General features: G+C 66.5%; 10 protein-coding genes. All 10 read right to left on the bottom strand.

What is annotated here, in order from left to right; genetic code table 11:
- Positions 1-18 precede the first annotated feature (18 nt).
- Entirely contained in the window at positions 19-438 is a 420-nt protein-coding gene (rplW, locus tag D0Z67_RS17215; RefSeq protein ID WP_030811665.1) for a 50S ribosomal protein L23, read from the bottom strand.
- On the bottom strand, positions 438-1,094 hold the full coding sequence (gene rplD, locus D0Z67_RS17210; RefSeq protein WP_030811662.1) for a 50S ribosomal protein L4: 657 nt from the start codon (positions 1,092-1,094) through the stop codon (positions 438-440). Before rplD ends, rplW begins: the two co-directional genes overlap by 1 nt.
- A gap of 5 nt (positions 1,095-1,099) precedes the next feature.
- The gene (gene rplC / locus D0Z67_RS17205; protein ID WP_030811658.1) at positions 1,100-1,744 is read right to left on the bottom strand and encodes a 50S ribosomal protein L3; all 645 of its coding nucleotides are present in this window, start codon (positions 1,742-1,744) and stop codon (positions 1,100-1,102) included.
- A gap of 17 nt (positions 1,745-1,761) precedes the next feature.
- Complete coding sequence (gene rpsJ, locus D0Z67_RS17200; protein WP_003948644.1) at positions 1,762-2,070, bottom strand: 30S ribosomal protein S10; 309 nt, start codon at positions 2,068-2,070, stop codon at positions 1,762-1,764.
- A gap of 612 nt (positions 2,071-2,682) precedes the next feature.
- A complete protein-coding gene (gene tuf / locus D0Z67_RS17195; RefSeq protein ID WP_031180867.1) occupies positions 2,683-3,876 on the bottom strand; it encodes an elongation factor Tu in 1,194 nt (397 codons plus the stop codon).
- A 142-nt stretch (positions 3,877-4,018) separates the two neighbouring features.
- Positions 4,019-6,145, bottom strand: a complete 2,127-nt coding sequence (gene fusA / locus D0Z67_RS17190; protein WP_031180868.1) for an elongation factor G — start codon at positions 6,143-6,145, stop codon at positions 4,019-4,021.
- A gap of 39 nt (positions 6,146-6,184) precedes the next feature.
- Positions 6,185-6,655: a 30S ribosomal protein S7 gene (gene rpsG / locus D0Z67_RS17185; protein ID WP_003992340.1), complete on the bottom strand. Its 471-nt coding sequence runs from the start codon at positions 6,653-6,655 to the stop codon at positions 6,185-6,187.
- 2 nt (positions 6,656-6,657) lie between these two features.
- Entirely contained in the window at positions 6,658-7,029 is a 372-nt protein-coding gene (gene rpsL, locus D0Z67_RS17180; protein WP_003948652.1) for a 30S ribosomal protein S12, read from the bottom strand.
- Between the two features lie 348 nt (positions 7,030-7,377).
- Positions 7,378-7,839, bottom strand: coding sequence for a DUF1707 and DUF4190 domain-containing protein (locus tag D0Z67_RS17175; protein WP_037774825.1), 462 nt, complete (start codon positions 7,837-7,839; stop codon positions 7,378-7,380).
- A 293-nt stretch (positions 7,840-8,132) separates the two neighbouring features.
- Positions 8,133-12,032 (bottom strand): DNA-directed RNA polymerase subunit beta', encoded by a 3,900-nt coding sequence (locus tag D0Z67_RS17170; protein WP_031180870.1) that lies wholly within the window; start codon positions 12,030-12,032, stop codon positions 8,133-8,135.
- Positions 12,033-12,101 lie beyond the last annotated feature (69 nt).

The following is a 12,101-nucleotide window of genomic DNA, read 5'->3' as shown; positions in this document are numbered from 1 at the left end:
GGACGATCCAGACCGCCGTCAGGCGGTCGGACCGCCGAAGATGTCGATACGGTCGCCCTCGGCGAGGGTCACGATCGCACGCTTGCTGCCGGCACGCTGACCGAAGCCGGTCTTCGTGCGCTTGCGCTTGCCCTGGCGGTTGATCGTGTTGACCCCGGTGACCTTGACGTCGAAGACCGCCTGGACGGCCTGCTTGATCTGGGTCTTGTTGGCGTTCGGGGCGACGATGAACGTGTACTTGCCCTCGTCGAGGAGCGCGTAGCTCTTCTCCGAGACGACCGGCTTGAGCAGCACGTCACGGGGGTCCGTGAAGGACTTGCTCAGCGGGGTCTCGACCGTGTTCTTGCCCTCGGTGGCGTGACGCTTCGCCTTGGCGACGCGCGCGGCCTTGGCGGCCTTGGCGGCCTTCGAGGCGATGCTCGGGTGGCGCGTAGCCATCAGGCTTCGCTCCCTTCGGTGTCATTGGCCTTCGGGCCGGACACGAAGGACTCGAAAGCGGCCTGGGTGAAGACCACGTCGTCCGAGACGAGAACGTCGTACGTGTTCAGCTGGCCCGGCTCCAGGATGTGGACCTGGGGCAGGTTGCGCGCGGAAAGCAGCGCGGCCTCGTCGGAGCGCTCGATGACCAGGAGCACGTTCTTGCGCTCGCTGACCTTGCCGAGGAAGCTCTTCGCGGCCTTGGTGGAGGGGGTGTCGCCCTCGACCACGCCGGTGATGACGTGGATACGAGCGTTGCGGGCCCGGTCGGTGAGGGCGTGGCGCAGGGCCGCGGCCTTCATCTTCTTCGGGGTCCGCTGCGAGTAGTCACGCGGCGTGGGGCCGTGGACGACGCCACCGCCGGCGAACTGCGGCGCACGGGTCGAACCCTGGCGCGCGCGGCCGGTGCCCTTCTGGCGGTACGGCTTGCGGCCACCACCGCGGACCTCGCCACGACGCTTGACCTTGTGCGTGCCCTGACGGGCGGCGGCAAGCTGCGCGACGACGACCTGGTGAAGCAGCGGAACGCTGATCTTCTCGACGTCGAAGATCTCGGCCGGGAGCTCTACGGTCCCGGCGTTGTCGCCGGAGGGCGACAGAATGTCAATGGTGCTCATAGTCCTCAGGCCCCCTTGGCCGCGGTGCGGACCAGGACGAGGCCGCCGTTCGGACCAGGAACCGCGCCCTTGATGAGGAGCAGGCCCTTCTCCGCGTCAACGGCGTGAACGGTCAGGTTCTGGGTGGTCACCCGCTCGTTGCCCATGCGACCCGCCATGCGCATGCCCTTGAAGACACGGCCGGGGGTGGCACAGCCACCGATGGAACCAGGCATGCGGTGCACACGGTGGGCACCGTGGGACGCCTTGCCACCCTTGAAGTTGTGGCGCTTCATGACACCCGCGAAGCCCTTGCCCTTGCTCTTCGCGGTGACGTCGACCTTGACGCCCGACTCGAAGACCTCGGCAGTGATCTCCTGGCCCAGCGTGTAGTCGCTGGCGTCGGAGGTGCGGAGCTCCACCAGGTGGCGGCGCGGGGTGACGTCGGCCTTGGCGAAGTGGCCCTTGAGGGGCTTGTTCACCTTGCGCGGGTCGATCTCGCCGAAGGCGATCTGGACCGACTCGTAGCCGTCGACGTCGTTCGTACGGACCTGGGTGACGACGTTGGGGCCGGCCTTGACGACGGTGACCGGAACAACACGGTTGTTCTCGTCCCACACCTGCGTCATGCCGAGCTTCTCGCCCAGGATGCCCTTGATCTGCTTAGCCATTCTCAGATCACCGATCCCTAGAGCTTGATCTCGATGTCGACACCGGCCGGGAGGTCGAGTCGCATCAGGGAGTCAACGGTCTTGGGCGTCGGGTCGAGGATGTCGATCAGGCGCTTGTGCGTGCGCATCTCGAAGTGCTCGCGCGAGTCCTTGTACTTGTGCGGCGACTTGATGACGCAGTACACGTTCTTCTCAGTGGGCAGCGGCACCGGGCCCGCGACCGACGCACCAGTGCGGGTCACCGTCTCGACGATCTTCTTCGCCGAGGAGTCGATGACCTCGTGGTCGTAGGCCTTGAGCCGGATGCGGATCTTCTGTCCCGCCATGGCTACTCAGTAGTCCTGTCTTCTCTCACGCTCTGGAACCCGGCAGTTTCACACTGCCTTCTCTCCGACCCACGCGGTCGGGCGTGTCGCACTGCCGCTAACGAGAATGCCCATCGCTGGAACATCCCTTCAGGGAATGCACACGGCCCTGCCGGAACCGCGGACCGGGGGCGGAAGGCCCACCGGGCGCCTGGTCGGTGCTGCGCCCACGCTTCCCGGAAGATTCCCGTACGTCCAACCCCAGGGGGTTGACGAGTACTGTGGGACTCGCTTCCGGTCCTCCCGGCGGGAGGCGCGCAGCATCAACACTCGACCGAGCAACTCCGACAGTCTGCCATATGGCCTACCCCCCTGGCCAATCGAGCCGAGTAGATTACCCCGATAGTGACGCAGGTCAAACCCATCGGGATCAGCGCCTGAGGTGAACGTCACGCGCAACGACCCGCCCACACCGCGGCCTTGGCCCCTTGAGGGCACCAAAGGTCCCTGGGAGAGCCCACGAAGCGCTTGAGCACCGCTGTACGCACCGCTCACGCAACAGCAAAGAGGCCCGCGCGACCTAAGTCGTGCGGGCCTCTCTGGGTCAGTCAGTGACCCTCAAGCAAGGGGTGCTTACTTGACGATCTTGGTGACCTGGCCGGCGCCCACCGTGCGACCACCCTCGCGGATGGCGAACTTCAGGCCCTCTTCCATGGCGACGGGCTGGATGAGCGAAACGGTCATCTCAGTGTTGTCGCCCGGCATGACCATCTCGGTGCCCTCGGGGAGGGTCACGACGCCGGTCACGTCCGTGGTGCGGAAGTAGAACTGCGGGCGGTAGTTGTTGAAGAACGGCGTGTGGCGGCCACCCTCGTCCTTGGACAGGATGTAGGCCTGGGCCTCGAACTCGGTGTGCGGGGTGACCGAACCGGGCTTGATGATGACCTGGCCGCGCTCGACGTCCTCGCGCTTGATGCCACGGAGGAGCAGACCGACGTTCTCACCGGCCTGGCCCTCGTCGAGCAGCTTGCGGAACATCTCGATGCCGGTGACCGTGGTGGTGGTCTTGTCCTGCTTGATACCGACGATGTCGACGGTCTCGTTGACCTTGAGGACACCACGCTCGATGCGGCCGGTGACGACGGTGCCACGACCGGTGATCGTGAAGACGTCCTCGATCGGCATCAGGAACGGCTTGTCGACGTCACGCTCGGGCTGCGGGATGTTCTCGTCCACGGCCTTCATGAGCTCGAGGACGGTGTTGCCCCACTCCTTGTCGCCCTCGAGCGCCTTGAGCGCCGAGACCTTGACGACCGGCAGGTCGTCGCCCGGGAACTCGTACTCGGAGAGGAGCTCACGGACCTCGAGCTCGACGAGCTCCAGGATCTCCTCGTCGTCCACCATGTCGGCCTTGTTCAGGGCGACGACGATGTACGGAACGCCGACCTGGCGGGCCAGGAGCACGTGCTCCTTGGTCTGCGGCATCGGGCCGTCGGTGGCGGCGACCACGAGGATCGCGCCGTCCATCTGCGCGGCACCGGTGATCATGTTCTTGATGTAGTCCGCGTGACCGGGGCAGTCGACGTGGGCGTAGTGACGCGTCTCGGTCTGGTACTCGACGTGCGCGATCGAGATCGTGATACCGCGCTGGCGCTCCTCGGGAGCCTTGTCGATCTGGTCGAAGGCCGAGGCCTCGTTCAGGTCCGGGTACGCGTCGTGCAGCACCTTGGTAATGGCGGCCGTGAGGGTCGTCTTACCGTGGTCGATGTGACCGATGGTGCCGATGTTGACGTGCGGCTTAGTCCGCTCGAACTTCGCCTTCGCCACTGGGTCCTCCTGTGGAGTGGTTCTGGTACGCCTTACTCATCGGCGCCAGGTGATCTTTGCTGGGATGCCGCCCGCCGGGATCCTTCCGTGTGGTCCGACCCCGGCGGTCGGTGTCAAGCCTAAAGCGTGTAAACGGGGTGCGTTACTCGCCCTTGGCCTTCGCGATGATCTCCTCGGCGACGTTCCGGGGAACCTCGGCGTAGGAGTCGAACTGCATCGAGTAGCTTGCGCGACCCGAGGTCTTGCTGCGGAGGTCTCCGACGTAGCCGAACATCTCCGAGAGGGGCACGAGGCCCTTCACGACGCGGGCACCGGCCCGCTCCTCCATGGCCTGGATCTGGCCACGGCGGGAGTTGATGTCGCCGATGACCTCACCCATGTAGTCCTCGGGCGTGGTGACCTCGACGGCCATCATCGGCTCGAGGAGCACGGGAGAAGCCTTGCGCGCGGCCTCCTTGAAGGCCTGCGAACCGGCGATCTTGAAGGCGAGCTCGGAGGAGTCGACCTCGTGGTAGCCACCGTCGAGAAGAATGACGCGGACGCCCGTCATCTCGTAGCCGGCCAGGATGCCGAACTGCATGGCCTCCTGCGCACCGGCGTCCACCGAAGGGATGTACTCCTTCGGGATGCGGCCACCGGTGACCTTGTTCACGAACTCGTACGAGGTGTCGCCACTCTCGATCGGCTCGATCGCGATCTGCACCTTGGCGAACTGACCGGTACCACCGGTCTGCTTCTTGTGGGTGTAGTCGAGCCGCTCGACGGCCTTGCGGATCGTCTCGCGGTAAGCCACCTGCGGCTTGCCGACGTTCGCCTCGACCTTGAACTCACGGCGCATGCGGTCGACCAGCACCTCGAGGTGCAGCTCGCCCATACCGCCGATGATGGTCTGGCCGGTCTCCTCGTCCGAGTGGACCTGGAAGGAGGGGTCCTCCTCCGCGAGACGCTGGATGGCGACACCCAGCTTCTCCTGGTCACCCTTGGACTTGGGCTCGATGGCGACCTGAATGACCGGCGCCGGGAAGTCCATGGACTCCAGGATGACCGGGTTCTTGTCGTCGGACAGCGTCTCACCGGTGGTGGTCTGCTTCAGGCCCATGACGGCGACGATGTCGCCGGCGCCCACCGACTCGATCTCCTCACGCTTGTTGGCGTGCATGCGGTAGATCTTGCCGATGCGCTCCTTCTTGCCCTTGACGGAGTTCAGCACCGAGGTGCCGGACTCCAGGCGGCCCGAGTAGACCCGGACGAAGGTGAGCTTGCCCAGGTGCGGGTCGCTCATGATCTTGAACGCGAGCGCGGACAGCGGCTCGTCCTCGGACGGCTTGCGCTTGACGACGACCTCGGGGTCCTTGACGTCGTGGCCCTCGATGGCCTCGACGTCGAGCGGGGTCGGCAGGTAGCGCACGACCGCGTCGAGCAGGGGCTGGACGCCCTTGTTCTTGAACGCGGTGCCACAGAACACCGGGGTGACCGTGACGCCCTCGGACTTGCCGGACGCGATGGTGATCCGGCGGATCGCGGCGTAGAGCTGCTCCTCGGTGGGCTCCTGGCCCTCCAGGAAGAGCTCCATGATCTCGTCGTCGTGCTCGGCGACGGTCTCCACCAGCTTGCCGCGGTACTCCTCGGCAGCCTCGACGTGCGTGGCCGGGATGTCGACGACGTCGTACATCTCGCCCTTGGCCGCCTCGGCGGACCACACGAGCGCCTTCATGCGGACGAGGTCCACAACGCCCTGGAAGTCCATCTCGGCACCGATCGGCAGCTGCATGACGATCGGGACCGCGCCGAGGCGGTCCTTGATCATGTCCACGCAGCGGTGGAACTCGGCGCCGGTACGGTCCAGCTTGTTGACGAAGCAGATGCGCGGCACGCCGTAACGGTCGGCCTGACGCCACACCGTCTCGGACTGCGGCTCCACACCGGCGACACCGTCGAACACCGTCACGGCGCCGTCGAGCACGCGGAGCGAACGCTCCACCTCGACGGTGAAGTCGACGTGACCCGGGGTGTCGATGATGTTGATGGTGTAGTCACTGCCCTCGAGGGGCCAGTGGCAGGTGGTCGCAGCGGACGTGATCGTGATGCCACGCTCCTGCTCCTGCTCCATCCAGTCCATCGTGGCGGCGCCGTCGTGGACCTCACCGATCTTGTACGACACACCGGTGTAGAACAGGATCCGCTCGGTGGTGGTCGTCTTGCCCGCGTCGATGTGGGCCATGATCCCGATGTTGCGGACCTTGGCCAGGTCAAGTGAAGTGGTAGCCATAAGGCTTCAGTCTTCTCTCGGTCTCGATGTGGGTAGCGACTACCAGCGGTAGTGCGCGAAGGCCTTGTTGGACTCGGCCATCTTGTGCGTGTCCTCGCGCTTCTTGACGGCCGCACCGAGGCCGTTCGAAGCGTCGAGAAGCTCGTTGAGCAGACGCTCGGTCATCGTCTTCTCGCGACGGGCGCGGGAGTAACCGACGAGCCAGCGCAGCGCGAGCGTGTTGGCGCGACCGGGCTTGACCTCGATCGGCACCTGGTACGTCGCACCGCCGACGCGGCGGGACTTGACCTCGAGGGTCGGCTTGATGTTCTCCAGCGCGCGCTTCAGCGTGATGATCGGGTCGTTGCCCGTCTTCTCACGCAGACCCTCCATGGCGCCGTAGACGATGCGCTCGGCGGTGGAGCGCTTGCCGTTCAGCAGCACCTTGTTGATGAGGGAGGTCACCAGAGGAGAACCGTAGACCGGGTCGATGATGACCGGGCGCTTCGGGGCGGGGCCCTTACGAGGCATTCTTACTTCTCCTTCTTGGCGCCGTAGCGGCTGCGGGCCTGCTTGCGGTTCTTGACACCCTGGGTGTCGAGCGAGCCGCGGATGATCTTGTAGCGAACACCCGGCAGGTCCTTCACACGGCCGCCGCGCACGAGCACGATGGAGTGCTCCTGCAGGTTGTGTCCCTCACCCGGAATGTAGGCCGTGACCTCGATGCCGCTGGTCAGACGCACACGCGCGACCTTACGCAGGGCCGAGTTCGGCTTCTTCGGGGTGGTCGTGAACACACGCGTGCAGACGCCACGACGCTGGGGCGAACCCTCGAGTGCGGGCGTCTTGTTCTTCTCGACCTTGTCCTGCCGGCCCTTACGGACCAGCTGCTGGATCGTAGGCACTACTTCTCCGGTTTCTGTGTGCCGAATGGTGAAGCTAACCTGGAACGACTTCCGACCCACGCGGTCGGGTGTGTCGAACCCACGGACTCCCGCCGCAAAGGGAAGAGCGCGGATTTCGGCGGCCACTGACGGCTCGCCGTGCGGTGAGTGGCACACACGGGAGCCAGGGCACACCCCAGGCACAAGGTCTGAGCGTACCTATCGCACGGACTTCGGTCAAAACAAATGCGAGGCGGCCCCCCGTGACGGACAGGGCATGTCAAGTCCCAACGCCGTCAACGATCTTGGATTTCACGTAGCGCACACACCGCGCCACACCTCTGTCACCACCCGGCCGTCGCCCCGCCGTCAGTCCAGCACGTCCACCGCGATCAGCAGCAGCCAGAACAGCGCCCAGCCGCCGACGGACAGCCAGCCCAGAACGAGGCCGGTCAGAGCCATGCCGTCGCCGTCCTCGCCGGTGCGCCGGATCTCCGCGCGGGCGGTGTGCCCGAGCACCACGGCCGGGATTCCGGTGAGCCCCGCGGTCAGCAGGCACAGCAGCCCGCACACCATCGACCCGACCGCCCTGCCGTTCTGCGCCGGCCGGGGTGTGGCCAGGAACACCTGCGGTACGGCCGCCACGGGCCCCGGATGCGGCGCCGGGCCCTGCGGCAGGTCGGCCACCACCAGGGCCAGCTCCCCCACCGTACGGGCCGCGTAGACCCGGCTGACGCGGCGGTCGAACTCGTCCTTCTCCAGCCGTCCTTCGGCGAACCCGGCGCGCAGCACGTCCACCGCCCGGTCCCGGTCCGCGTGCGAGGCCAGCATGAACGCCGCTCCCCCGGCCGGCCCCTGGGGCGGCGCCGGCCAGTACGCCGGGGGCTGCGGCGGGAGATGGCCGGGGAAGGCGCCGGGAGGGGGCACGGCGGGCCAGTTCTGCGGGCGCGACGGCTGCCACGACGGATGCCACGACGGATGCGACACGGAGCACCTCCCGAACCCCCGACCGGGGTTCTTCCATCATGCGCCCAAATGTCCGCCCGCCGGAGGGAAAACGCCGAAGGGCGGCATCCCCGGGGGGATACCGCCCTTCGGATCAGGCGTGCCTTTCGGCTGCTCGCCTACTGGTTGTACGGACCGTAGTCGTAGTCCTCCAGCGGAACGGCCTGGCCGGAGCCGGCGCCGAACGGCGAGTAGTCGATGTCGTCGTAGCCGACGGCCGAGTACATCGCGGCCTTGGCCTCCTCGGTCGGCTCGACCCGGATGTTGCGGTAGCGGGACAGACCCGTACCGGCCGGGATGAGCTTACCGATGATGACGTTCTCCTTGAGGCCGATCAGGGAGTCGGACTTGGCGTTGATCGCCGCGTCCGTCAGGACCCGGGTCGTCTCCTGGAAGGAGGCCGCGGACAGCCACGACTCGGTCGCCAGCGACGCCTTGGTGATACCCATGAGCTGCGGACGGCCGGAGGCCGGGTGTCCGTTCTCCTGGACCACACGACGGTTCTCGGTCTCGAACTTCGAGCGCTCGACCAGCTCGCCGGGCAGCAGCTCGGCGTCGCCGGACTCGATGATCGTCACGCGGCGGAGCATCTGCCGGATGATGATCTCGATGTGCTTGTCGTGGATCGACACACCCTGCGAGTTGTAGACCTTCTGGACCTCGCCGACCAGGTGGACCTGGACGGCACGCTGACCCAGGATGCGCAGCACGTCGTGCGGGTTGGTGGCACCCACGGTGAGCTGCTGGCCCACCTCGACGTGCTCGCCCTCGCGGACCAGGACCTTGGCGCGCTTGGAGATCGGGAACGCCGTCTCGTCGCTGCCGTCGTCCGGGGTCACGACGAGCTTCTTGGTCTTCTCGGTCTCCTCGATCCGCACGCGGCCGGAGGCCTCGGAGATCGGGGCGACACCCTTCGGGGTACGGGCCTCGAAGAGCTCGACCACACGGGGCAGACCCTGGGTGATGTCGTCACCGGCCACACCACCGGTGTGGAAGGTACGCATCGTCAGCTGGGTACCGGGCTCACCGATGGACTGGGCGGCGATGATGCCGACCGCCTCACCGATGTCGACCAGCTTGCCGGTGGCCAGCGAACGGCCGTAGCACATCGCGCAGGTACCGACGGCGGACTCGCAGGTCAGGACCGAGCGGGTCTTGACCTCCTCGACGCCGTACTTGACCAGCTCGTCGATGAGCACGTCGCCCAGGTCGGTGCCGGCCGGGGCCAGCACCTTGCCGTCGACGACGATGTCCTCGGCGAGGCAGCGCGCGTACACGGACGTCTCGACGTTGTCCGCCTTGCGCAGCACACCGTCGGCGCCGCGCTCGGCGATCGACAGCTTGAGGCCGCGCTCGGTGCCGCAGTCCTCCTCGCGGATGATGACGTCCTGCGAGACGTCCACCAGACGACGGGTGAGGTAACCCGAGTCGGCGGTACGCAGGGCGGTGTCCGCCAGACCCTTACGGGCACCGTGCGTGGAGATGAAGTACTCCAGCACGGACAGGCCCTCACGGAAGGACGCCTTGATCGGACGCGGGATGGTCTCGTTCTTGGCGTTCGACACCAGACCACGCATACCGGCGATCTGCCGCATCTGCATCATGTTTCCTCGGGCACCCGAGTCAACCATCATGAAGATGGGGTTCGTCTTGGGGAAGTTCGCGTTCATCGCCTCGGCGACCTCGTTGGTCGCCTTGGTCCAGATCGCGATGAGCTCCTGCGTGCGCTCTTCCTTGGTGATCAGACCGCGCTCGTACTGCTTCTGGACCTTCTCGTCCTGCGCCTCGTAGCCCTTGACGATCTCCTTCTTCGCCTCGGGAACGACGACGTCGGAGATGGCCACGGTGACGCCGGAACGGGTCGCCCAGTAGAAGCCCGCCGCCTTCAGGTTGTCGAGCGTCGCCGCCACGATGACCTTGGGGTAGCGCTCGGCCAGGTCGTTGACGATCTCGGAGAGCTGCTTCTTGCCCACCGAGTAGTCGACGAACGGGTAGTCCTCGGGCAGCAGCTCGTTGAAGAGCGCGCGGCCCAGGGTGGTGCGCAGACGGAACGAGTCCCCCTGCTGCCACTCGGGCTCGCCCTCCTCGCGGGCCGGCGGCGTCCAGCCACGCGGCGGGATGGTGCCCACCGGGAAGCGGATGTCGACGGGCGACTGCAGGGCCAGCTCGCCGGCGTCGAACGCCATGGTCGCCTCGGCCGTGGAGCCGAACGCGCGGCCCTCGCCCTTGGTGTCACGGAGTTCGCCGTCGGTGGTGAGGAAGAACAGACCGAGGACCATGTCCTGGGTCGGCATCGTCACCGGACGGCCGTCGGCGGGCTTGAGGATGTTGTTCGAGGACAGCATCAGGATGCGTGCCTCGGCCTGCGCCTCCGCGGAGAGCGGCAGGTGCACGGCCATCTGGTCACCGTCGAAGTCCGCGTTGAACGCGGTGCAGACGAGCGGGTGGATCTGGATGGCCTTGCCCTCGACCAGCTGCGGCTCGAAGGCCTGGATGCCGAGGCGGTGCAGGGTGGGAGCACGGTTCAGCAGAACCGGGTGCTCGGCGATGACCTCTTCGAGGACGTCGTACACGACCGTGCGGCCGCGCTCCACCATGCGCTTGGCGCTCTTGATGTTCTGCGCGTGGTTCAGGTCGACCAGGCGCTTCATCACGAACGGCTTGAACAGCTCCAGCGCCATCGCCTTGGGCAGACCGCACTGGTGCAGCTTGAGCTGCGGGCCGACGACGATGACGGAACGCGCCGAGTAGTCGACTCGCTTGCCGAGCAGGTTCTGACGGAAACGACCCTGCTTGCCCTTGAGCATGTCGCTCAGGGACTTCAGCGGGCGGTTGCCGGGACCGGTGACCGGGCGACCACGACGACCGTTGTCGAAGAGGGCGTCCACGGCCTCCTGGAGCATGCGCTTCTCGTTGTTCACGATGATCTCGGGCGCGCCGAGGTCGAGAAGCCGCTTCAGGCGGTTGTTGCGGTTGATGACACGGCGGTACAGGTCGTTCAGGTCGGAGGTCGCGAAGCGGCCACCGTCCAGCTGCACCATCGGACGCAGGTCCGGCGGGATGACCGGGACGCAGTCCAGGACCATGCCCTTGGGGCTGTTGGAGGTCTGCAGGAACGCGGAGACGACCTTGAGGCGCTTGAGCGCACGGGTCTTCTTCTGGCCCTTGCCGGTACGGATGATCTCGCGGAGGCGCTCGGCCTCCTCCTCCAGGTCGAAGGACTCCAGGCGCTTCTGCAGCGCCGCGGCACCCATCGAACCGTCGAAGTACGTGCCGAAGCGGTCACGCAGCTCGCGGTAGAGCAGCTCGTCGCCCTCGAGGTCCTGGACCTTGAGGTTCTTGAAGCGGTTCCACACCTCGTCGAGGCGGTCGATCTCGCGCTGGGCGCGGTCACGGAGCTGCTTCATCTCGCGCTCGGCGCCCTCGCGCACCTTGCGGCGCACGTCCGCCTTGGCGCCCTCGGCCTCCAGCTCGGCCAGGTCGGTCTCGAGCTTCTTGGCGCGGGCCTCCAGGTCGGAGTCGCGGCGGTTCTCGATCTGCTGACGCTCGACGGAGACGTGGGCCTCCAGCGACGGCAGGTCGCGCTGACGGCGCTCCTCGTCGACGTACGTGATCATGTACGCGGCGAAGTAGATGACCTTCTCGAGGTCCTTCGGGGCGAGGTCGAGCAGGTAGCCCAGCCGCGACGGAACGCCCTTGAAGTACCAGATGTGGGTGACGGGAGCGGCGAGCTCGATGTGGCCCATCCGCTCACGGCGCACCTTGGCGCGCGTGACCTCGACGCCACAGCGCTCACAGATGATGCCCTTGAAGCGGACACGCTTGTACTTGCCGCAGTAGCACTCCCAGTCCCGGGTCGGACCGAAGATCTTCTCGCAGAAGAGTCCGTCCTTCTCGGGCTTGAGGGTGCGGTAGTTGATGGTCTCGGGCTTCTTGACCTCGCCGTGGCTCCACTGGCGGATGTCGTCCGCGGTGGCCAGGCCGATCCGGAGCTCGTCGAAGAAGTTGACGTCGAGCACTATGCGTCAATCCCTCTCAGTGTCGTAAGTCATGGGGTCTGAAACGGGGGTCCTGGGGCCGGCCGGGGG

This window comes from Streptomyces seoulensis, from assembly GCF_004328625.1.
Classification (GTDB): domain Bacteria; phylum Actinomycetota; class Actinomycetes; order Streptomycetales; family Streptomycetaceae; genus Streptomyces; species Streptomyces seoulensis.
This window is presented reverse-complemented; position numbering and strand designations above follow the sequence as displayed.